General features: G+C 70.7%; 25 protein-coding genes. 14 read left to right on the top strand and 11 right to left on the bottom strand.

Features of this window, described 5'->3' with window-relative positions; translation table 11 throughout:
- Positions 1-108: 108 nt before the first annotated feature.
- Positions 109-996 carry an alpha/beta fold hydrolase gene (locus tag NE857_RS26730; protein WP_254418152.1) on the top strand — a complete coding sequence of 296 codons (888 nt, stop codon included), beginning with the start codon at positions 109-111 and terminating at the stop codon, positions 994-996.
- Positions 997-1,120: 124 nt separating this feature from the next.
- Here NE857_RS26730 and NE857_RS26725 read toward each other — a convergent pair whose 3' ends face one another.
- Entirely contained in the window at positions 1,121-1,720 is a 600-nt protein-coding gene (locus tag NE857_RS26725) for an HAD family hydrolase (protein ID WP_254418151.1), read from the bottom strand.
- A gap of 127 nt (positions 1,721-1,847) precedes the next feature.
- Between NE857_RS26725 and NE857_RS26720 the strand changes: the two genes are divergently transcribed.
- The 6 genes from NE857_RS26720 (at position 1,848) to NE857_RS26695 (ending at position 7,005) form a co-directional block, all read left to right on the top strand.
- Positions 1,848-2,378, top strand: a complete 531-nt coding sequence (locus tag NE857_RS26720; RefSeq protein ID WP_254418150.1) for a GNAT family N-acetyltransferase — start codon at positions 1,848-1,850, stop codon at positions 2,376-2,378.
- A 175-nt stretch (positions 2,379-2,553) separates the two neighbouring features.
- Complete coding sequence (locus NE857_RS26715) at positions 2,554-4,197, top strand: BCCT family transporter (RefSeq protein ID WP_254418149.1); 1,644 nt, start codon at positions 2,554-2,556, stop codon at positions 4,195-4,197.
- Positions 4,198-4,528: 331 nt separating this feature from the next.
- Positions 4,529-4,693, top strand: coding sequence for a hypothetical protein (locus NE857_RS26710; protein ID WP_254418148.1), 165 nt, complete (start codon positions 4,529-4,531; stop codon positions 4,691-4,693).
- Between the two features lie 37 nt (positions 4,694-4,730).
- Positions 4,731-5,501, top strand: coding sequence for a nucleotidyltransferase family protein (locus NE857_RS26705; RefSeq protein WP_254418147.1), 771 nt, complete (start codon positions 4,731-4,733; stop codon positions 5,499-5,501).
- A gap of 207 nt (positions 5,502-5,708) precedes the next feature.
- A complete protein-coding gene (locus tag NE857_RS26700; protein ID WP_254418146.1) occupies positions 5,709-6,305 on the top strand; it encodes a hypothetical protein in 597 nt (198 codons plus the stop codon).
- Between the two features lie 7 nt (positions 6,306-6,312).
- A complete protein-coding gene (locus NE857_RS26695) occupies positions 6,313-7,005 on the top strand; it encodes a TetR/AcrR family transcriptional regulator (protein ID WP_254418145.1) in 693 nt (230 codons plus the stop codon).
- Positions 7,006-7,098: 93 nt separating this feature from the next.
- On the opposite strand, the gene NE857_RS26690 is transcribed toward NE857_RS26695, so the two are convergent.
- Together NE857_RS26690 and NE857_RS26685 are read right to left on the bottom strand one after the other, a co-directional pair.
- A complete protein-coding gene (locus NE857_RS26690; RefSeq protein WP_254418144.1) occupies positions 7,099-8,070 on the bottom strand; it encodes a GNAT family N-acetyltransferase in 972 nt (323 codons plus the stop codon).
- Positions 8,071-8,274: 204 nt separating this feature from the next.
- Positions 8,275-9,471: a benzoate/H(+) symporter BenE family transporter gene (locus NE857_RS26685; protein ID WP_254418143.1), complete on the bottom strand. Its 1,197-nt coding sequence runs from the start codon at positions 9,469-9,471 to the stop codon at positions 8,275-8,277.
- Between the two features lie 190 nt (positions 9,472-9,661).
- Here NE857_RS26685 and NE857_RS26680 point away from each other — a divergent pair, with 190 nt between their 5' ends.
- Complete coding sequence (locus NE857_RS26680; RefSeq protein WP_254418142.1) at positions 9,662-10,423, top strand: class I SAM-dependent methyltransferase; 762 nt, start codon at positions 9,662-9,664, stop codon at positions 10,421-10,423.
- 187 nt (positions 10,424-10,610) lie between these two features.
- On the opposite strand, the gene NE857_RS26675 is transcribed toward NE857_RS26680, so the two are convergent.
- The 4 genes from NE857_RS26675 to NE857_RS26660 form a co-directional block, all read right to left on the bottom strand.
- Complete coding sequence (locus NE857_RS26675) at positions 10,611-10,964, bottom strand: antibiotic biosynthesis monooxygenase family protein (RefSeq protein ID WP_254418141.1); 354 nt, start codon at positions 10,962-10,964, stop codon at positions 10,611-10,613.
- A 194-nt stretch (positions 10,965-11,158) separates the two neighbouring features.
- Entirely contained in the window at positions 11,159-12,007 is an 849-nt protein-coding gene (locus NE857_RS26670) for an alpha/beta hydrolase (protein ID WP_254418140.1), read from the bottom strand.
- 195 nt (positions 12,008-12,202) lie between these two features.
- Positions 12,203-13,006 carry an SDR family oxidoreductase gene (locus NE857_RS26665; protein WP_254422102.1) on the bottom strand — a complete coding sequence of 268 codons (804 nt, stop codon included), beginning with the start codon at positions 13,004-13,006 and terminating at the stop codon, positions 12,203-12,205.
- A 175-nt stretch (positions 13,007-13,181) separates the two neighbouring features.
- Positions 13,182-13,601: a hypothetical protein gene (locus NE857_RS26660; RefSeq protein ID WP_254418139.1), complete on the bottom strand. Its 420-nt coding sequence runs from the start codon at positions 13,599-13,601 to the stop codon at positions 13,182-13,184.
- Positions 13,602-13,818: 217 nt separating this feature from the next.
- Between NE857_RS26660 and NE857_RS26655 the strand changes: the two genes are divergently transcribed.
- The 6 genes from NE857_RS26655 to NE857_RS26630 all read left to right on the top strand — a co-directional run bounded on the left by NE857_RS26655 (position 13,819) and on the right by NE857_RS26630 (position 18,253).
- Positions 13,819-14,544 carry an SDR family NAD(P)-dependent oxidoreductase gene (locus NE857_RS26655; RefSeq protein WP_254418138.1) on the top strand — a complete coding sequence of 242 codons (726 nt, stop codon included), beginning with the start codon at positions 13,819-13,821 and terminating at the stop codon, positions 14,542-14,544.
- Positions 14,545-14,600: 56 nt separating this feature from the next.
- The gene (locus NE857_RS26650) at positions 14,601-14,798 is read left to right on the top strand and encodes a hypothetical protein (RefSeq protein WP_254418137.1); all 198 of its coding nucleotides are present in this window, start codon (positions 14,601-14,603) and stop codon (positions 14,796-14,798) included.
- A 92-nt stretch (positions 14,799-14,890) separates the two neighbouring features.
- Positions 14,891-15,361, top strand: coding sequence for a GNAT family N-acetyltransferase (locus NE857_RS26645; protein ID WP_254418136.1), 471 nt, complete (start codon positions 14,891-14,893; stop codon positions 15,359-15,361).
- Positions 15,362-15,482: 121 nt separating this feature from the next.
- Positions 15,483-16,565, top strand: coding sequence for an ArsO family NAD(P)H-dependent flavin-containing monooxygenase (locus NE857_RS26640; RefSeq protein ID WP_254418135.1), 1,083 nt, complete (start codon positions 15,483-15,485; stop codon positions 16,563-16,565).
- A 117-nt stretch (positions 16,566-16,682) separates the two neighbouring features.
- Positions 16,683-17,270, top strand: a complete 588-nt coding sequence (locus NE857_RS26635) for an NADPH-dependent FMN reductase (protein WP_254418134.1) — start codon at positions 16,683-16,685, stop codon at positions 17,268-17,270.
- A 152-nt stretch (positions 17,271-17,422) separates the two neighbouring features.
- Positions 17,423-18,253: a MetQ/NlpA family ABC transporter substrate-binding protein gene (locus tag NE857_RS26630; protein WP_254418133.1), complete on the top strand. Its 831-nt coding sequence runs from the start codon at positions 17,423-17,425 to the stop codon at positions 18,251-18,253.
- 126 nt (positions 18,254-18,379) lie between these two features.
- On the opposite strand, the gene NE857_RS26625 is transcribed toward NE857_RS26630, so the two are convergent.
- The 4 genes from NE857_RS26625 to NE857_RS26610 all read right to left on the bottom strand — a co-directional run bounded on the left by NE857_RS26625 (position 18,380) and on the right by NE857_RS26610 (position 21,537).
- A complete protein-coding gene (locus NE857_RS26625; RefSeq protein ID WP_254418132.1) occupies positions 18,380-19,228 on the bottom strand; it encodes an alpha/beta fold hydrolase in 849 nt (282 codons plus the stop codon).
- An 80-nt stretch (positions 19,229-19,308) separates the two neighbouring features.
- Positions 19,309-20,232, bottom strand: coding sequence for a F510_1955 family glycosylhydrolase (locus NE857_RS26620; protein ID WP_254418131.1), 924 nt, complete (start codon positions 20,230-20,232; stop codon positions 19,309-19,311).
- Positions 20,233-20,322: 90 nt separating this feature from the next.
- Positions 20,323-20,982 carry a DUF305 domain-containing protein gene (locus NE857_RS26615; RefSeq protein WP_254418130.1) on the bottom strand — a complete coding sequence of 220 codons (660 nt, stop codon included), beginning with the start codon at positions 20,980-20,982 and terminating at the stop codon, positions 20,323-20,325.
- 108 nt (positions 20,983-21,090) lie between these two features.
- Entirely contained in the window at positions 21,091-21,537 is a 447-nt protein-coding gene (locus tag NE857_RS26610) for a DUF6153 family protein (RefSeq protein WP_254418129.1), read from the bottom strand.
- Positions 21,538-21,606 lie beyond the last annotated feature (69 nt).

Genomic DNA, 21,606 nt, shown 5'->3' with positions numbered 1-21,606 from the left:
TCCGTTCCGGGGTGGCGAGGGGCCGAACAGAGGCGTACAGTCCTCTCTGGTGTGCCGGGGAAGTTCACGCGGCTGACACCACATGTCTCTCTACGCGAAACCAGATCCATGACCGTCGTCCCCCGCCGCACCGCGCGTGTCTACCGCTCCGAAACCGCAGAGCGGTCCGTACACGCCTGGTGTCACAGAGCCCTGAGTCAGTGGCCCGAACTCGGACCCCTTCCTCCCGTGGAGACCCGCCTGGGTCCCACACAGGCCTTCCGGGCCTCGGGTGGAACCGGAACCCCGGTCCTGGTCCTGTCGGGTACCAACTTCAACGCCGCCACCACGGTCCCCGCCGCCCGCGCGCTCGCCGCGGACCGGCCGGTACTGCTGGTCGACCTTCCGGGACAGCCGGGTCTGAGCTGCGGCCAGCGGACCGCGGGTTCCCGGATCGAGGCCTACGGTGCGTGGCTCGACGAACTGCTGCCCCGGATCACCGACGGCCCCGTCATCGTGCTGGGCCACTCCCGGGGCGCCGCGATCGCGCTGTCCTCGACCCCGAACCCGCTGGTGGCCGGGATGCTGCTGCTCAACCCGGCCGGGTTGACCGCGGCGGGCGTCAGCTCGGAGTCGATGCGCGTGACCCTGCCGTGGAGAATCCACCCCAACGAGCAGACCAGTACCCGACTCATCGAGTTCCTCAGTGGCCCGTCCACGGACACCGGCTGTGCGGAGCACCGCTCCGAGGCGGAGTGGCTGACCATGGTGTCGCGCCACTGCCGTACCCACTCGACCCCGACCCCGCTCCACGCGGAGTCCTTTCTGGCCTGGGCCGGTACCCCGGTCCGCGTGGCCACCGGTTCGCACGACCCCTTCTTCTCGTCCGCGCGTCTGCACGGACCGGCCCGCCGGTTCCTCAACACCGACGTGCACACCATCGAGGGGGCGGGACACCTGTCCCTGTACGAGCAGCCTGAGAAGGTCGCCGAGCTCCTCCGCGAGCTCGACACCTGAGCGGTACCCGTCCCACAGGCGAGCGCCGGTGGCGGCCTCACGGCCGTCACCGGTCCGGGTCCCGGTTCCCAGCGGGCTCTATCGGTCGTGTCCCTGTGCGGCCGGGCTCTGTCGGCAGTGGCGCTCAGCCGCGGCCCAGGAGCTGTCGCAGCTCCGGAACCGACGTGAACACGTGCCCGCGGAACCCGAGTGTCCGGGCCGCCTCGACGTTGGCCCGGTTGTCGTCCACGAACAGCACGTCCCCGGCCGGGACGCCCATGCGTTCCAGACACCACCGGTAGGCTCCGAGCTCGGGTTTGGCGCGCCCGATCCGGCAGGACAGCCCCAGTGTCGGAAACAGGCCCAGCACGTGCGGGTGGAGCTCCTCGAAGCGCTCCGCGAGCTCCGCGGGGATGTTCGAGAGCAGCCCGAGCCGTACCCCCGCCCCGGACAGCTCGGAGACCAGAGCCACCGACTCCTCGTTCACCCGGGACCAGCTGTCCAGGTCCAGGGCGATGAACTTCTCGACCCGTCCCGGCGCGAAGGGCCCACCCAGGAGCTCGCCCACCGCCTTCCAGTAGGCGGGGCCGTCGAGGTCGCCCCGGTCGTAGTCCTGGCGCGGTGCCCAGTAGGCGGTCCAGAAGGCGTCGTGGCCGTGGCCGGAGTACTCCACCATCGTGGCCCGGACCGCCGGTGACTGGTCCATCGCGACCACACCGAACATGTCGAACAGCACAGCGTCCAAGAGGCTCTCCCGGGGTCGACCGAACAGGGGCATCGGGTTCGGGTACGGAAGGGCTCCTTCCCCCACGGGGCGCCCGCGAACCTCTGCCTCCCGGTGATCCCGAGAGCAAGGGGGTAGGGAAGACGGCATGGCCAACCCCCACGGCATCAGCCGCCGCACACCCGAAACCGCACCCACTCCGGCTGAGGTCGAGTCGCTCTACGCCGCCGCCTCCGCGCCGCCGCCGCTCAACGAGCCGTCCTCCACGGCCGCCCTCTTCGCCAGGCTGTACGCCGTGAACGTGAACCGTCCCGACACGATCGTGCTCGCCGCCCATGAGGGAACGGAGCTCATCGGGTTCGTCTACGGGTACCCGTGGGCCTGGTCCGAGGACGACCCCTGGGGACAGCAGCTCCGTCAACGGCTGGGGGAGGACCAGCGGGAACTGGCCGACTCCTACGCTGTCCCGCTGCTCGCGGTCCACCCCAGGGCCTGGGGGCGGGGGCTGGGGACAGCGCTACTGAGCCGCATCGTCGAAGAAGCTCCGGGGCGTCTGTGGCTCCAGACCACCGACGCCGACACTCCCGCGCTGCGCCTCTACCTACGGCAGGGGTGGCGCCGGGTCGGGGTCGGGCCCGACGCGCCGGACGGGCGGCCCGGCGCGGTGTTCGTCCGGTGAGCTCTGCCAGTGTGCTCGCAGTGCGTCCGGGTACGAACGGTTTCGTTATCGGCGAAGGGGCAGGTGATACCGGAGGAATTCGCTCCCCGGTGCGTATCCTTGCCCGAGGTCGACGCGCGGGAAAGGGTGGTTCCCGTCATGTCGAAAAGCCCCGAAACACCAGAAAGCAGTCGGCATGCTCGAAAAGCTGGCACGCAAGCTGGGTCTGGAAACGAACCCGGCGATCTTCTTCATATCGGCCACGTTCACCGTCGTTTTCGTGGTGTCCGCCATCGCCTTCACCGATTCCGTGGACGCGGTCTTCGGTGCCGTGTCCAATTGGATCCTGTCCTACCTGGGGTGGCTCTACATCCTCGGAGTGACGTCCTTCCTGATCTTCCTGATCTGGATCGCGGCCAGCCGCTTCGGCAAGATCCGGCTCGGGTCTCCGGACAGCAAACCCGAGTACAGCAATCTCACCTGGTTCTGCATGCTGTTCGCGGCCGGTATCGGAAGCATCCTCATGTTCTGGGGAGTGGCGGAACCGGTCAGCCACTTCGCCAACCCGCCCCAGCAGAACGTCGAACCCGAGTCGGTTCAGGCGGCCGAACAGGCGATGGGATTCACGCTCTACCATTTCGGCCTCCACACCTGGACGATCTTCTGCCTCCCGGCGTTGGCCTTCGCCTACTTCGTCTACCGCAGGGGCCTGCCCTTTCGGGTCAGCTCCATTTTCTACCCCTTCCTCGGTGAGCGCATCCACGGCCCGATCGGGCGGTCCATCGACATCCTCGCGGTCCTGGGCACCCTGTTCGGGGTGGCCGTCACCATCGGCCTGGGCACGATGCAGATCAACAGCGGCCTCAACACGCTGTTCGGCATCGAGGAGACCCGCCTCACCCAGATCATCCTCATCACCGTCATCACCCTGATCGCGGTGATCTCGGTGATGACCGGCCTGGACGTGGGCATCAAGTGGCTCTCCTCCATCAACATCGTGATGGCGGTCGGACTGCTCCTCTTCGTCTTCTTCGCCGGTTCATCCCTGTTCCTGGCCAAGGGCATCATCGAGACCACCGGTGTGTACCTCGAATGGCTGGTCCCGCTCTCGTTCTGGAACGACGCGTTCGGAGACACGGGCTGGCAGGGGTCGTGGACGGTCTTCTACTGGGCCTGGACCATCACCTGGTCGCCCTTCGTGGGCATCTTCATCGCGCGCATCTCCAAGGGGCGGACGATCCGCGAGTTCGTGATCGGGGTCCTGGGGCTGCCCACCGCGTTCAGCATCGTCTGGTTCAGCGTCTTCGGCCTCTCCTCCTTCGACATGGAGCTGAACGGAAACGGAGGGCTGGTCGACGAGGTCGTGGTCCAGGAGGACATCCCCGGTGCGCTGTTCGCCTTCCTGGCGAACTATCCGCTGGCCACCTTCCTCTCGGTGGTGTCCATCGTCATCGTCGTCATCTTCTTCACCACCTCCTCGGACTCGGCGTCCCTGGTGGTGGACATGCTCTGCTCGGGCACGCAGCAGTCACCGACCCGTCAGCGGGTGTTCTGGGGCATCACCGAGGGGGTGGTCGCCGCAACCGTCCTCACGGCCTCGGGGGTGGGCGGCCTGGACGCCCTCCAACAGACGATCATCGTGTTCGGGCTGCCGTTCTTCATCATCGGGTTCTTCATGATGGCGGCCCTGGTGAAGTCCCTCTCCGCCGAGACGGCAGAGGGCTCCGGACTCCAACGGCGGCGCAACGTGCCCTTGGAGGCCAGGGCCCGCAAGATGCGCGGTGATCAGCGTGACAACGGTGGCGGGACCACCCGAGGCAGGGAGGAGGACGAGGGCTGAGCCGACAGCGCCCCGCCACCCCGTGCCGCCGCCGCGCCGGGTGGCGGGGCGGTTTTGGGCCCCCTTCTGAAGATGATCTTGCTACCAGGAGCAAGTTCGGCGCCGATTTCGCTTCTGGTAGCAAGATCACGGGGAATATGGGGGTTTCGGAAGCATGGGACACCACCCTCTGGCAGAGCTGGATCCTCAAGGGCCGACCCCACTCCACCGCTCTCCTCCCCTGCCGCTTTTCCGTCGCCACGCCTGACCGTCCGTGACACGAAGAGCGATGGGCGCGGGCGTGTGGTGGGTACAGGTCTTGGCGGTCCCCGCGCGGCGGGCAATCCCCTCCATGATGAGATCGGACACACCGGTCTCGGCGGTCTCGTCGATCACGGCCCGGTTCGGTGTCCGCGGACCCGCCGAGGCGTTCCTGCGCCGGATGACCTATGGAAGCCCCGACCGCAAGGAACCGGAACCCGTCTCCGCCGGTGCGGCTCCGCGGTCGGAGAAATGAGGAGTGGAACACCGTCGTCAGAGTTCATCATGGGAGCATGACCTTCTCCGACTCCGACGAACGCTTCCTCGCGGCCACCGCTGACCGTCTCGCCGCCCTGCCCGGGGTCGAGGCGGTCAGCCTCGGCGGTTCGCGCGCACAGGGTACGCACCGGCCGGACAGCGACTGGGACCTCGCCGTCTACTACCGGGGACCCAAGGGCGAGTTCACCCCGCAGGCCCTTCGGGACGTCGGGTGGGAGGGCGAGGTTTCGGAGCTCGGCGGCTGGAGCGAGGGCGTGTTCAACGGCGGAGCCCGGGTGCGGATCGACGGCCGCCCGGTGGACGTCCACTACCGCGACCTCGACTCGGTGGAACACGAACTGGCCGAGGCCGAACAGGGCCGCTTCCGGGTCGAACCGCTCATGTTCCACCTGGTGGGTATCCCCACCTACCTGGTGGTGGCGGAGCTCGCCCTGGGCCGGGTGCTGGTGGGTGACCTGCCCCGGCCCGGGTACCCGGATCGGCTGCGCCGCAGTGCGCCGCCCCAGTGGCGCGGGTTCGCCTCCGCCAACCTCGCCTACGCCGAGCGCGACCACGCCCCCTACGGCCGGGTGGCCCAGTGCGCGGGGCTGGTCGCCCAGGCCGCGTCCCAGGCGGCGCACGCCGTCCTGGCCGCACGCGGTGAGTGGGTGACCAACGACAAGACCCTGCTGGCCCGGGCCGGGATGGAGGAGGTGGACTTCGTGGTCGCCGGGATGACCGCTGATCCGCAGGACCTTCTCGCGGCGGTCGCCGAGACGGGGCGGATCATCGCGGGAACCCGCTGAACCAGTCGGTGCCGCGGCCACGGCAGCGGCACCGACCGGCAAGCCGGAGCCGGAAGGGCTCGCGAGAAGCCCTGCCCGTCTCCTCGGGGGTGTTCGTTCGAACCCTGCTGGCGGGAACCCGGCTCCTTGGCGGGTTCCGGGGCTTGTCGTGCCAGAGGGGTTGAACCTAAAGTTAGTGAGTGCCCACTCACTTTTAGGAGAGCTCCCGTGAACCCCACCGCCACCAACAGCGCGTCCTCGCTCCCTTTCGGTCGTCGCCCCAGAACGACCGTCGCCGTCATCGCGACTCTCGTCCTGGCCCTCGAACTCGCGGCCACCCTCGCTACCCTCGACGGTGACCCCTTCGCCCCGGTCTCCGGCTGGGGCGCCACCAGACCCACGGACGCCCTCACCCTCGCGCTGGTGGCCGTCGGCTGCTCAGCCCTGTACTGGTGCCGGACCCGGCCGCTCATCGCCCTGAGCGCCGCCACCGCCGCCTACACCGTCTTCATGCTGCTGGGCCACGAACTCGGCCTCTTCCTCGCACCCATGACCGCCCTCTACGCGGCCGCCGTCCTCGGCATCTCCAGGATCGGGTCCCTGGCCGCTGGCCTCACCGCCTACGCCGCCTCCCTGTACTGGGTGTTCGAGCGCACCGCGACCGTCGCCGACCCCGGGGCGGCACTGCTCGCCTGGGTCGCCTTCTCCACCGTGATAGGTGTGTTCTTCGCCGGTCCCCACGTCGCCGGTGAACTGGTCCGGCTGCGCCGCCTGCTCACCGCCGGCCCCGGCCCGTCCCCCGCACAGCACGCAGCCAGCACCTAGGAGCCCCATGGACGACGGCCAGACCAGGAAACGCCGACCCCGCTCGACCGCGGCCCAGACCCGCCAGCACCTCCTGGACACCGCCGCCGAGGTCATGGAGCGCCTGGGCATGGCCAACGCCACCACCAAGGAGATCGCCCGCGCCTCCGGTTACTCCGAGGCGACCCTGTACAAACACTTCACCGACAAGTCGGAGCTCTTCCTGGAGGTCCTGCGGCACCGCTTCCCGCCGTTCGTCGGCGACCTCGCCGCACTGCCCGAACGCGTGGGCCGCGACGGAGTGCGCGACACCCTGGTCGGCATCGTGCTCGGCGCCGTCCCCTTCTTCCGGCACGGGTCTCCCATGCTCGGCTCCCTCTTCGCCGAACCGGACCTGCTCCGCCGGCACCGCGAGGGCCTGAGCGCACACGGGGCCGGTCCGCTCAACGTCAACCGGGCGGTCGCCGCCTACCTGGCGGCCGAGCGGGACCTGGGACGGGTCGAGTCGGGCACCGACCCGGACGCGACAGCGGCCCTGCTGGTCGGGGCCTGCTTCCAGCGCGGCTTCCTCGAGGCCTTCTCCGAGGGCACCGAGGGTTTTCCCCCGCTGGACCGCTTCGCCGCCGATCTCGTGGAGGCTCTGGGGGTCGTCGCCTCTGACGGTCTGGCCGACGCGTCCGATGGGCCCGGTGCGCCGGGCGGTTCCGGCGGACACGGCTGAGGGGAGGGGCGCCCGAGCGCCCCTCCCCTCGGGTTGCGCGCCCCGGCCGGGGCGGCGCCACTCAGGGCACTGCCGGCAGGGGCGCCGCTGAAGCTACTTCTCCCAGGTCAGGTTCACCACAGCGCTGGTGGTGTCGTAACCGGCCCGCTCGAACGCCCTGGCCATGGGGACGTTCCCGACGTCCGTGGCGGCCCGGATGTTCGGCACGCCCTCTTCAGCGAGCACGCGGGTGCCCTCGGCGAGCAGGTCGTCGATATAGCCGTGGCCGCGGTGCTCGGGAAGCACCGCGATGTAGGCGATGATCGGGTGGTAGGCGTTACGGGCCGGGATCACGAAGCCCACCGGTTCGCCGTCCGGGAGCGTCGCCACCCGCCACCAGCTCCGGGGCGTGTCGTAGTGGGCGAACTCGTCGGCGAAGTTGGCCGCCGCGACCTCCTCGGCGGACTTCTCCTCGAGGTCGAGCCGGTCGTGGGTATCCAGGGTGCCGTCCAGGGCCCGGGTCATGAGGCCGAGGATGTCCTCGGTGCTCTCGATCCCGCGGAACCGCAGGCGGTCACCGGGCTGGGGAACCGGGTACCCGGCGAACCACTCGTAGCGCAGCCGCTCGACGAGCGGGACGGCTCCCGACCGCTCGACCGCGCGCACACGGTCCTCCACCATGCGCCGGTCGCTCTCGTCCTCACGCCAGCCGGCGGGGACGAAACGCAGGAACTCGGGCGGGGGAGTGCCCTGGGCGACGGGCACGCCGTCGGGGAACAGGGCTGCGTTGGCGGTGCGCAGCAGCTCCTCGGCCACGGCGACACGGTCGATGTCGTGGGCGCTGTCGTCCACGTCGATCAGGTCCAGCAGAAACGGGGCGTCGTCCTGCGGACGGCACCACCAGGACAGACGGGCCAGGAGACGGTCGCCGTCCAGAGCCATCCACATCCAGGAGGGGCGACGGCGTCCCTGGGCGAGGTCGTCGGCCAGCTCGTCGTTCTGCACGTAGGGCAGCCGGTTGAAGAGCTCCAGCTCCTCGGGGCCGGTGATGGTACGGATGGTCAGGTCGTTCGGAAGAACGGTCAAGGCAGCACTTTCGGTGTGTGCGCCCGCCAACCGGGGTCAGCGGTGGTCGCGGACCCGGGAGGACACGGACGCGGTGATCACGGGGAACATCGGATGTGCCTCCTTTCTCGTCGTCGTCGCCGTACCGGGGGCGGTGACGGCCCCAGTATTTATAGCGGCGGGAGCTGCGGCCCCGCAAGCCCTTTCCCGCAGGGCCCCTCAGCCTCAGGAGTTCTCCGCACCGGCACGGTACGAACGGGTCACCAGCAGGGTGAGCACCCCGGCGAGCAGCCCCCAGAAGGCCGAACCCACTCCGAACAGGGTGAACCCCGAGGCCGTCGCCAGGAAGGTCACCACCGCGGCCTCCCGCGACCCCTCGTCCGAGACCGCGGAGGCCAGCGAACCACCGATCGTGCCCAGCAGCCCCAACCCGGCGATGGCCAGCACCAGGGTCGAGGGCAGGGTGGCCAGCAGGGAGGCCACGGTCGCACCGAACAACCCCACACACAGGTAGAAGACCCCGGCCCACACCCCGGCCAGATAGCGGCGTTCCCGGTCCGGGTGGGCCTGCGGGCCCGTGCAGATCGCCGCGGTGATCGCGGCCAGGTTCATCCCGTAGCACCCGAATGGGGCCAGCACCAGGTTGGTCGCCCCGGTCCACCCGATCACCGGAGAGATCGGCACCCGGTAGCCGTCACCGCGCAGCACCGCCACCCCGGGCAGGTTCTGCGAGGCCATGGTCACCACGAACAGCGGCAGGCCCACACTGACCAGCACCTGCCAGGAGAACTCGGGCGCGACGAACTCCGGGGAGGCCAGCGCCAGGTCCACCGACCCCAACCGCAGCGACCCCTGGGCGGCTGCCACCACACCGCCGGTGAGCAACGACAGCAGGACCGCGTACCGCGGCAGCCACCGGCGGCACAGCAGGTACGCCACGAACATCGCGAACACCACCGCGAAGTCGCCCTCCATACTGGTGAACAGCCCGATCCCGAACTGCAGCAGCACGCCCGCCAGCAGCCCGGCGGCCAACGGCACCGGGATCCGGTCCATCACCCGCTCGAACCAGCCGGTCACCCCGCTCAGCGTGATCAGCGCGGCCGAGAACAGGAAGGCTCCCACGGCCTGGGACATGCTCACCCCGTCCAGGCCGACCGCCAGCAGGGCCGCACCCGGCGTGGACCAGGCGGTCACCACGGGGGCCCTGTAACGCAGGGACAGACCCACACAGGTCACGGCCATGCCCACACCCAGCGCGAGCATCCACGAGGCGATCTGCCCGGGCGAGGCCCCGGCGGCCTCGGCGGCGGTGAACACGATCGCCGCCGAGCTAGTCACCCCGACCAGGACCGCGATGAGGCCCGCGGTCACGGCGGAGAGGGGGACGGCGTGCTGGACGCTCCGGACGAGGGTTCTCATGGCGAACCATCCTGTCGTCCCATCACTGAGCTCCGATCGCCGGGGCCGGTTCTGCCGACACCGCTCGGGCACGGGGCAGGTATCGCGGGGCCCGCGGTCACCTCGGGGCGTGCGGGAGCGGGCCCGCAGCGGCCGACAGGCCAGGGAAAAACCCTTGGACCCCCGCTGCGGACCGGGCGAGGATGCCCCCATGAACCGAACCTTCGACCAACTCCTCGACGAGGCCGTCAACGAACCGACCGAAGGCTGGGACTTCTCCTGGTTCGAGGGCCGGGCCACCGAGCAACGGCCCTCCTGGGGCTACCAGCGCCTCATGGGCGAGCGGATGGCCCGCGCCACCGCCGCCCTCGACATCCAGACCGGTGGTGGCGAGGTCCTCGCGGGGATCCCCGCCCACCCGCCGCTGACCGTCGCCACCGAGGCGTATCCGCCCAACGTCACCAAGGCCACCCGCCTGCTGCACCCCCGAGGGGTGGCCGTCGTCGCCGACCCCGACGAACCCCCGCTGCCCTTCGCCGACGCCGCGTTCGACCTGGTCGTGTGCCGCCACCCGGTCACCGTCTGGTGGAACGAGATCGCCCGCGTCCTCGCTCCCGGCGGTACCTATCTGGCGCAGCACGTCGGGCCGTCGAGCGCGGCCGAGCTGTACGAGTACTTCCTCGGACCGCAGTCCGACGAGAACAACAACGCCCGCCACCCGGACCATGACCGGGCCGGGGCCGAGGCCGCGGGGCTGGAGGTCGTCGACCTCAGAGCGGAACGGCTCCGACTGGAGTTCCACGACATCGGCACGGTCGTGTACTTCCTGCGCAAGGTCGTGTGGATGGTCCCCGGTTTCACCGTGGACAAGTACCTGGACCGGCTACGGGAACTGCACGAACGGATCGAGGACCAGGGCCCGTTCGTCGCACACTCCGCGCGCCACCTGATCGAGGCCCGCAGGCCTGAGTGAGTCCGGAACGCAGTGAGCTCGGGGCCCGGCCCCGGCCCCGGCCCCGGGGCGTCGGTGTCGCGCCGGGGCCGTGTTCCGCACCCGGCCCCCGGGCCCGTTCGCTGTCCGCTGATCGCGCTCCAACCCCGGTACACCCCGCGCCGCCGGCGGGCCCTCGTGACCCGCCGACAGCGCGGAGGAAGAGGGGTCAGCCCTTGGCGGTGACGTGCTGGACGACCTCGAAGCCCCAGATCTCACTGTTGGTCGCCGCCGGACCACCGTGCCCGCCGTGGGCGTGGCCGTCCTTCTTGGCGTCGGCCGCGGCCTGGGCGTGACCCTTCTTGAAGGCCTGCCCGCTCACCCAGTTCTGGAAGTCCTCCTCGGACCGCCAACGGGTGTACACCAGGTACTTGTCGGTACCCTCGACCGGGCGCAGGAGCTGGAACTCCTCGAAGCCCTCCTGGTTCTCCACGAGCCCCGCGCGCTTGGCGAAACGCTCCTCCAGAGTGGCACCCTCCCCTTCCGGGACGGTCAGGACGTTGAACTTGACGACACTGGTCACGCGTGTACCTCCGGTCGGATCCACATCTGCTGAGGCCAACCTAAGGGACCCGCCCAGCCCGGCCGCACCAGGCTCCCCGTCGGGGGCCCGACCCTCGGTGACCGTCCCGATGGGCACGTGTTCCGAGAGGCGTCGTTTCCCAGGGGCGCGCTCGCAGGGGTGCGGTCGGACCGGTCAGCTGTCAGCTCTGGCGGTCAGCTCCCGGACACCCGGTCCACCCACTCCACCAACGCGCCGATGACCTCCGCCCGGTTGGTCTCGTTGAGCACCTCGTGCCGTGCGCCCGGGTAGGTGCGGTAGACGATGTCCTCGACACCCGCCTTGCGGTAGCGCTCGACCAGGGCGTCACTGAACTCCAACCGGTGGTTGAGCGGGTCGTGGTCCCCGACCAGCACGTACAGGGGCAGGTCCGTCCGCACCCCCGACAGGTCCGTGAGCGGACCGAAGGCCGCGGTGGCCAGCCCCACCAGCGCCTCCTCGTCGAGCGCGAACCCGCACAGGGGATCCGCGACGTACAGGTCCACCTGCTCCTCATCCCGGCTGAGCCAGTCCGCGGTGGTTCGGACCGGCTGGAACGGAGCGTTGAACACCTCGTTGAGGTCACTGGTCCCGGGCGGGACCGAACCCAGGAACAGGTCCACGGCGGTGGTACCGCTGAGCGCCGCTCCGGCAAGCAGGTCGGCGTGTTCGAGCAGGTACTGCTGGGTGGCGAAGGAACCCAGGCTGTGCCCGACGAGCACCAAAGGCAGACCGGGGTGGCGCTCACGCAGGATCCGGGAGAGGGCGGCCATGTCGGCGACCAGCAGGTTCCAGCCGTCCGCACCCAGCTGGCCGGGTTCGGCGTGGATGGTCGCCCCGTGGCCCCGGTGGTCGTTGGCGTACACCGCGTACCCGCGCTCGTTGAGCGCCCGGGCCAGGGGAGCGTAGCGCGGGGCGTGCTCGCCCATGCCGTGGGCCAGCTGGACGACACCGCGCGGCGGACCGTCCGGCTGCCACTCGTGGACGTGCACGGTGAGGCCGTCGCTGCTGTCGAAGGTGAACATCGCTCTCCCGGAGTGGATGACGTAGCTACGGGCCCAGGGGTGCGGGAGACCCGTGTGCACTGATTGTGCCCTGGTTCGCCTCTCCTGCCCAGTGGAGCGGTGTGTCAGCTCGGGCAACGTGTTCGCCTGCGCGGCGAGCGTGCCGACCGGTGCCGACGGAACGCTGTCAGTGGTGTCCGCGGGGCCTGTCCGGCATCATTTGAGACCGTGCTTTCGGGCCACGATCCGCAGCATCGTGGCGCGGGGCAGCAGACGGCGCAGCGCGAACACGAGCGGCGCGTTGCTGCCCACCGCGTACAGCGGACGCGGCCGCTTCGCCTCGATGGCGCCGACCACGGTCCGCGCCACCCGCTCCGCCGAGATCCCCTTGGCCTCGTTGGCGTTGAGCGTGCCCACCATGGTCCGGTACTCCTCCAGGAACGGGGACTGGTCACCCACGTACTGGGTGCGGCGCTCACTGATCCCGGTGTTGATCGAACCCGGCTCGACCGTGGTCACGCCCACCCCGAACGGGGACACCTCGCGCCGAACGGCGTCGGAGAACCCCTTCATCGCCGCCTTCGACGCCACATAGGAGGACCGGTACGCCAGCGGGAAACTCGCCAGCATCGAACCCACCATGACCACGCGCCCGTACCCGCGCGCCCGCATCCCCGGCAGAAGCAGCTGGGTGAGCCGGACCGCGCCGAACACGTTCAGCCGGAACACCCGTTCCACGGCGTCCATGGGCAGTTCCTCGACCGGTCCGTTCTGGCTCTCACCCGCGTTGTTGACCAGGACGTCCACTTCGCCCGCGGCCTTGGCGCAGGCCTCCACGGACTCGTAGTCGGTCAGATCCAGGGCCAGGTACTCGACCCCGGGCACCCGCGCGCTGACGGTCTCGGGGTCGCGGCTGGTGCCGAACACGCGGTAACCGCGCTCGACCAGAGCGGCGGCGACGGCCGCTCCGATCCCGGAAGAGGCCCCGGTGACCAGGGCGGTACGGCGAGGGGAGGACACGGGGGCGGAGGAGGACACGGGGGTGGCCCTTCGGGTCGGGGAGGGGACGGAGGTCCCGAAGCTACTCCACAGTAGTTGGCCGCTGCCCCACAACCCCGGCCGGGAGCCCCGCCGATCCGGGGAGCGCGCACACCCGGGCCGGCGGTCCCGGCCCGGGCGGCGGCCGAGGCGCGGGTCAGTCCCGGTCGCAGCCCTCCAGGACCAGCGAGAGTCCGGCGCCGAGCAGCCACAGGTCCTTGGACAGGGGCGTGCCCTCCGGGGTGGGGGCCAGGCTGCCGGGCTTGTGCATCCCCGGGGTGCGCAGGTACAGGCCGAGGAGACCGGCGGCGAAAGCGCTCAGCCCGGCCCCCGCGAGCTTGCTCGGCACGAGCGGCACCAGCAGTGCGGTGCCCAGGGTGATCTCCCCGGCGGACAGGAGCCGGGTGAAGGTGACCGGGTCGATCTTGTCCAGGAACGGGTACGTGCCGACCGCCATCTGGTGGAGGCCCATCGCGGTGTCCTCGTCAGCGCCGCGTTTGCTCAGCCCGGAGTTGAGGATGAAGGCGCCGGTGGCGGCGCGCAGGACCATTTGGTGCGGTCTGACGGGCAACTTCATGTGAGCTCCAGGTCGAGTCGACATCGTTAATCACTTCAAGTAGTCAAAATGCTACGCCTTGGAGTGGTTGGGTTCTGGTCGTGTCCACCGGGTGTCGACCGTTCGTTCTCATGGAAGGAGAGAGCGTCCTTCCGAATCCGCGCGGGGCGGAAAGTCGGTTGCACTCCTGTCGGGGCGTGGTTTCCTTCGCGCGACCACCCCAGCGAGAAGGAACCACATGCGCAGAGTCATCGTGACCGGCGGCGGCACGGGAATGGGCAGGGCGATCGCCGAACGCCTCGCCAGGGCAGGGGACGAGGTCCACGTCCTCGGACGCCGGAAGGAGGTCCTCGACCAGGTCGCGGCGGGCAACCCCGAGGCGCGGATCATCCCCCTGCCGGTCGACCTCACCGACGAGGACGCCGTCCTGGCCGCGGCCGAACAGCTCTCGGCCGAACCCGTGGACGTCCTCGTCAACAACGCGGGCGGAATCATCAAGGAGACCCCGGTCGACACCAAGGGCACCTTCGACATCTACCGGCGCACCATCGACGCCAACCTGCTGTCCGCGATGATGCTGACCCAGGCGCTCTGGCCCGCCTTCCGGCGCCCGGGCGGCAGGGTCGTCAACATCAGCTCCATCGCCGCGCACCGGGGCGGCGGCGACGCCTACGCGGCGGCCAAGGCGGGACTGTGCGGCTGGGGGATCGACCTCGCCAAGCGGGGCGGCCCCGACGGCATCACCGTCAACACACTCACCCCCGGCTACGTGCAGGACACCGAGTTCTTCACCAAGGAGGGCCGCTCGGGCAGGCACGACACGCTCGCCGCCGAGACCATGGTCGGCCGTGCGGGCACCCCCGACGACGTGGCCGCGGTGGTGGAGTTCCTCGCCTCGCCCGAGGCGTCCTGGACCACCGGCCAGGTGCTGGGCGTCAACGGCGGGGCGCTTCCCGGCCACTGACCCGCGACTCCGGCGGTTGTACCCGGAACCGACACAGGAGTCGGAAGCAGCCGCGGGTGTCGACGATCCTGCAAGGAGGAGACCGAGGAGCCGTCGGGGCGTCCGAGCCCCGACCCCGCTCCCACCCCGTCGCCGTCCGCCAGGAGGCCTGGAAGACCCTGATGCTCTCGGACTCGTTCAGTGGTGACGGGGCACCGCGCTTCCACCGCTCCACCTTCGTGATGTGGCGAACTCCGGACGGCCACGGAACCTGATGGGCCCGGACCAGTGGCCGGTTCGGTGCGCGCTCACGAGGGCCGGGCCGCGGCGGCTTTTTCGTGAGCCGGGTCGGTCTAGGGTTTCGACCATGACCAACACACCCCCCGCTCCGCGTCTCGCGCAGATCACTCCAGACAATGTGCACGCCGCCTGCGAACTGCGCGTTCGCCCGAACCAGGAACGCTTTGTGGCCCCGGTCGAAAGATCCCTCGCGGAAGCCTACGCGGCCGGTCCGGACATCGCTTGGCCCCGGCTGGTCATGGACGGTGACGAGGCGGTCGGCTTCGTCATGGGCGGGTTCGACCCCGACGCCGGGATCGACGCCTTCCGCTGCGGGATCTGGCGGCTGAACGTGTCCGCCGGGCACCAGGGCCGGGGTTACGGCAGGTTCGCCGTGCGGGCGGTGGCGGAGGAGGCCCGCCGCCGGGGGCAGAACCGGCTCACCGTCATGTGGCTCCCGGGAGAGGGCGGCCCGGAGGGTTTCTACACGGGGCTGGGTTTCCGCCCGACCGGTGAGCTCATGGGCGACCAGGTGATCGGGGAGATGTTCCTGGGCTAGCCGTTCGACGGCGTGGGGGCGATGGCGATCCGGTCGTCCGTGTCACCCACACTGGGAAGCCGGTTCCGACGCGGCCCCGGTCGCGTGGCCGCCGGCCGACTCACACCACCCGGGAGGACACGTGGCCGCACCCGCCGACGCCGAGTACGACGTCGTCGTGATCGGAGGCGGTCCCGCGGGACTGGCCACCGGGTACCACCTCAGCCGCGCGCGGGCCGACTACGTCATCCTCGACGGGCAGCGGGCGCCGGGCGGTTTCTGGGACCGGAGCTGGAGCGGCTACTGGGACTCCCTGCGGCTGATCTCCCCGGCCGAGCACAGTTCCCTGCCGGGCTCGTGGATGCCGACCGAAACGGGACAGGAACTCCCCTCGGCGGGGCACGTCGCCGAGTATCTGGCCGCGTATGAGCGACGCTACGAACTGCCCGTACGCCGCCCGGTGACCGTTACCGGGGTGCGCCGTGCGGAGGGGGCGCTGGAGGTGGTCGGCTCCACGGGCACGTGGCGTGCCCGGCACGTGGTCAGTGCGACCGGGACCTGGCGTCGTCCGCACACGCCCGACCACCCCGGCCGGGACCTCTTCGAGGGCCGGCAGCTGCACACCGCCGACTACCGGGGCCCGGAGGAGTTCGCCGGGCGGCGCGTGGTGGTCGTGGGCGGCGGTAACTCCGCGGCGCAGCTCCTCGCGGACCTCGCGGAGGTCGCGCACACCACGTGGGTCGCCCGGCGTCCGGTCAGGTTCCTGCCCGACCACGTGGACGGCCGCGTGCTGTTCGACGAGGCCGCCCGGTACGCCGAGGGCGCGGGGCCGGGCCGGGGTGCGGCTCGTCTGGGCGACATCGTCATGGTGCCCAGCGTGCGCCGGGCGCGGGACCGGGGCGTCCTCGTGGCACGGCCGATGTTCGAGCGGTTCACCCGGACCGGTGTGGTCTGGGCCGACGGCAGCGAACTGGAGGCCGACGCGGTCCTGTGGTGTACCGGGTTCCGGCCCGCCCTGGACCACCTGGCCCCGCTGGAGCTGTTCGACGCGGACGGGCGGATCCCGGTCGACGGGAACCGCAGCGTCCGGGAACCCCGGCTGCACCTGGTCGGCTACGGGGACTGGACCGGGGCCGCCTCCGACACGCTGGTCGGCGCGGGCCGCACCGCCGGGGCCGCGGTCGCCCGCATCATCGAGGACCTGCGGGGCGGGCGACCGCACTGACCCGACCGGCCGGGGCCGCGGAACGTGGGAGAGCCCTGCCGCCCGCTGACCGCCCTATGCCAGGCTGGTCGGGCTGCGCCGGAGCGGTGCGCAGCCGGGGCGGCAAGGAGGACGGGCATGGCCGAGCGAGTGGTTCTGGGCATCTGTGGGAGCCTGCGGCAGGGTTCTTACAACGCCGCGCTGTTGCGCCTGGCCCAGCGGGTGCGGCCTGAGCTCCGGGTGGTCGGCGCGGACCTGGCGGGGCGGCTGCCCCTGTTCAACCCGGACCTGGAGAACGACGAACAGGCCTGGCCCGAGGTGGTGCGTGAGTTCCGTGCGCGGGCGTCCGAGGCCGACGGAGTGCTGATCGCCACCCCCGAGTACGCGCACGGACCCGCCGGAGTCACGAAGAACGCGATCGACTGGCTGGTGGGTTCGGGAGGCCTGGTCGGCAAACCCACCGTCCTGATGAGCGCTTCGCCGGGCCAGGCGGGTGGGATGCGCGCCCACACACCGCTGATGCCGACCCTGACCCTGCTCGGTGCGGTGCTCGTGGACTGCGTGGCCGTCTCCCGGGCCGGGGCCCGCACCGATGCTTTCGGAGAGTACGACGAACCGGCGGTGGTGGAGCGCATGGCACTGGCCATGAGTGAGTTCGCGGACGCGTTGTCGTATGCGGACCGCAAGGGCACCGGGCTGCTCGGTGTGCGATCCTTCAAGGGTTGACCGATGCCTTTCGGGCTGGTCAGGGCGTGTGTGGTTGGTCACTGGCGCTGGGGTTCCGGGGTAACCCTGAATTAAGGTCGGGCAAATAGGAAATGCGTGACGTTCCGTCCGTGTTCCTGGAACCGCCTGCCCGTAGTACGCAAAGGACCCTCATGCGCCGCGCCACCCTCGCTGTCCCCGCCGCCCTGGCCCTGCTCGCGGCGACCGCCTGCGGCGCACCCTCCGAGAACGCCTCGGCCGAGGCCAACGGCGAGGACACCCTCGTCGTCGGCGCCACCGCGGTCCCCGCCGGTGACATCCTCGAATTCATCGAAGCCGAGCTGGCCGCCGGCGCCGGTCTCGACCTGGAGATCCACGAGTACTCCGACTACATCGCGCCCAACGCCGCCCTCGCCGAGGGACAGCTGGACGTCAACCTCTACCAGCACGAACCGTTCCTGCTGGAGTACAACGAGGGCAACGGCACCGACCTCGTCGCCGTCGAACAGATCTACCTGCCCCCGCTCGGCCTGTACTCCAACGTCGTCGACGACGTCGACGAACTCGGTGAAGGCGCCGAGGTCGCCCTGCCCAACGACCCCACCAACGAGTTCCGCGCGCTGCTCCTGCTGGAGGAGGGCGGCCTGATCACGCTCGCCGAGGGGATCGACGAGTCCGCCTTCAGCCTGGACGACATCGAGGAGAACCCGCTCGACCTCCGGTTCCGCCAGGTGGAGGCGGCGCAGCTGCCCCGCTCCCTGGACGACGTCGACGCCGCGATCGTCAACAACAACTACGCCCAGGAAGCCGGTCTGGACTTCGAGGAGGACTCGATCCTGCTCGAGGGGTTCGAGGGCAACCCCTACGTGAACGTCCTCGCCGCCCGCGCCGACAACACCGACGACCCGCGTATCGCCACCCTCGTCGAACTGCTGACCTCCCCGGAAACGGTCCGGTTCATCGAGGAGGAGTACCAGGGCAGCGTCATCCCCGCCGCTGGCTAACGGCGGGTGCGGTGGGCGCTCACCGGTGCGCAGAGCGCTCTCGGCCAACCCCCTGGCAGAAGGTCCGGCCCCGGCGGAATCCGTCGGGGCCGGACCTTCGCACGTACCGAGCGGGGAGGCCGCAGGTCAGGGGCGGGAGAGGAAGGCGTCCAGGGCGTCGAGCCAGGCCTCCGCCCGGTCCACGTGCGCCATGTGCCCGGCACCCTCCAGCACCACCGCCTCGGCCGTCGGCAGGAACTCGGTCGCCCGCTCGGCGAAGGAGGCGGGGAAGGTCATGTCCTCCCTGCCGTGCAGGAACAGCAGGGGAGCGCCGAGCGCCCGCAACCGTTCGGGGCCCTCCGGCGGCCTGGGCGAGTCCAGTGTTCCGGCGAGGAACCCGGGAACCCACTCGGCGGACCAGGAGACACGGTCGAGCAGGGAGAGATAGGCGGGCAGCCGATCCGGGACACGGACACTGGCCGGAGCCCCCGCGACAGCGGCCTCCCGGACCAGGTCGGGACCGGTCAGGGCGGACTCGGCCCACACACGTGCCTCGGCCGTGCGCAGGGCGTCCCGTTCGGGCCAGGGGCCGAAGTCGGCGTCGGTGACCGGCCACAGGGTGCTGGACGCGATCACCGTCCGCCGCACCCGGTCCGGGGCGGCCAGCAGGACGCGCTGGGCGATCTGTCCGCCGGTGGAGAACCCGAGCAGGTCGAACCGGCCCAGGCCGAGCCGGTCGGCCAGGATGACCAGGTCGTCAGCGGCGGCCCGGAAGGAGTAACCGCCTGGCCCCAAGCCCTGGGTTGACCGCCCGCACCCCCGCAGATCCGGCAGGATCACGTGGCGGCCCAACCGGTCCAGGGGTTGGCGCAGGTAGCTGTGGTCCCAGTCGGGCCCGCCGTGGACCACCAACAACGGTATGCCGTCGGGGGGTCCCAGGAACGAACAGAACAGACTGACCTCGGGGTGATCCCGGATGGTGACGAACTCTCCCATGCCCCGAGTCTGGCAGCCGGCCGACCCTCCCCGAGCCGAAAGCAGAGCGCCCTCCGCGGGACGGGAGAGCGCTCTGTCGGCTACCAGGCGTCGAAGGTGGCTCCCTCATCCGTGGAGCGGGCCGCGTGGAGGTCGGCCACCACGATCAGCTGGTCCTCGTCGGCGTGCAGCGCCTCCGGGTTGCCCGGCAGCTCACCGGTGCGTTCCCAGGTGCCACCGGCGTCGGTGCTCCGGTACACACCGCCGTCCACCGCGACCCCGAACACCGTCTCGCCTCCGGGCACCCAGTCGACCAGGGCCAACGGGGGAGCGCCCGCCACGACTGCGAAGGCGGCTCCGCCGTCCGCGGAACGCACCGGTCCCCGCCCGGTGGTGGCGACGACGGTGCTCCCGTCGTCGGACACGGCCAGGTCGAAGGCCTCCACTTCCGGGTCCAGACCGGTCCAGGTCACCCCGTCCTCGGTGGAGCGGAGCACACCGTCGAACCCGACCACCAGGTCACCGGCGGAGGCCAGCGCGTGGAAGTCGGACTCGCCCGCCAGGGACAGGGCCGCCCAGCTCCGGCCGCCGTCGCGCGTCTCGATCAACCCGACCGGGTCGGGCATGTCGGTGTCCCCCTCGGGGTGTCCACTGGCCAGGTAGTGGTCCGGGCCCCGGACGGTGAAGCCCATGAGGTCGATCGCCGGTCCGACGTGCGCGGGTACCGTCGCCTCACGGGTCAGCCGGTCGGGGGCGGGCACCGTGAACAGGCCCGCGTGCGAGGCCACCAGGACCTTGCCGGACCCGGGGTCGACCCCGACCCCGTGCACGTGCTGGGCCTCCTCGGGCAGGGGCACACCGACGGTGTTCGCCACCCCCTCCGCGTCCGCCCCGGCGGGCCCGTCCGCTCCGGCCTGTGCGTGCACGCCCCCCTCCGGTTCCGCACACGCCGCGGCGACGGCGAGCAGACCCGTCGCGGCCAGCACGCCGAGGGTTCGGGTGTGTGTTCGTGTTCGGCTTCGCATGGTTCTCTTCCGGCCTCTCGGATGACGCCTTGATCTCACACGGGGGCGGGGGCCGGTACTCCTGCACCGGCCCCCTGGCGATCCCCGGACCTAGTGATCCGAGTGGTCGTCGTTGTCGTCGGTGGCGTCCTCGCCCGGGCCCTCGACAGCGGACTCCTCGACACCCAGCATCTCGTTCATCTGCTCGATCTCGTCCTCCTGAGCGGCGATGATCTCCTCGGCCAGCTCACGGGCCTCGGGGTTGACCCCGTCGGCGAGCTCGGTGCGGGCCATGTCCACGGCGCCCTCGTGGTGCAGGACCATGAACTCCAGGAACAGGGTGTCGAACTCCTCCCCCTCGGCGGCCTCCAGCTGGGACATCTGCTCCTCGGAGAGCATCCCGTCCATCTGGGAGTGGTCCATGCCGTGCTCCACCTCGGCGCCCCAGGCGTCGAGCAGCGTCTCCATCTGTTCGATCTCCGGCCCCTGAGCGGCACGGATCTCCTCGGCCAGGGCCCGTACCTCCGAGCCCGCGCGGGTGTCGGCGAGGTCGGCCATGTCGACGGCCTGCTCGTGGTGGGGGATCATCATCTGCGCGAAGTGCACGTCCGCGTCGTTGAACTCGGCGGTCTGCTCCGCGCTCTCCGGGGCGGTGGTCACGGAGTCCTCGTCGCCGCCGTTGCCGCAGGCCGCGGCGAACAGGGCGGTGGCGAAGGCGGCGGTGGCCGCGGTCAGGACCCGCTTCTTCAGGGCACGCTCGAACGAGGTCATGGTGACCTTTCCTCTCTGGGATCTCCTCCGCGTCGAATCCGGGTCCGACGCGGCCGTCTGTGCTGCGGGGCGCGCTGCCGACACGCGGGTGCCGGGGCGCGCGGGCATCTAGACGCGCAGCACCTGTAAACGGGAGAGGGAGGGTCCGTCCGGGGCGGGGAAGGGAGGCCGGACCGGGAACAGGGCCGGACCGGCTGTGTCCGCGGGGGCGCTGGGCCAGCGCAGGAAGGCGCCGGGGGCCACACCCAGCAGAACGGCGACGAAGGCACCGAGGGTCAGGCAGACCGAGGTCGGGTCCAGCTCGGGGAGCGGCAGGGCGCTCTCCGGCGCCGCTGAGTACGCGCCGGTGGAGTAGGTGCCAGCCGAGTGGGGGTCGGCCGAGTGCGCACCGGATGAATGCGCACCGGATGAATGGGCACCGGTCGAGGCGTGTGCCTCGTGCTGGACGTGGCCCAGGGTGTGCATGGATCCGAACCCGAGCAGCAGCACGGTGATCAGCAGGATCCGCGTCAGGGCGGATCCCGTGCGGCTGCGGCGCGGCTCGGACGACGACATGTGCGCCAGTGTACCCCTACCCCGAGGGGGTACTCGACCAGGGTCTCCGGTCGGGGTGCGGGACTTCGC

The organism is Nocardiopsis exhalans, assembly GCF_024134545.1.
In the GTDB taxonomy this organism is placed as follows: domain Bacteria; phylum Actinomycetota; class Actinomycetes; order Streptosporangiales; family Streptosporangiaceae; genus Nocardiopsis; species Nocardiopsis exhalans.
This window is presented reverse-complemented; position numbering and strand designations above follow the sequence as displayed.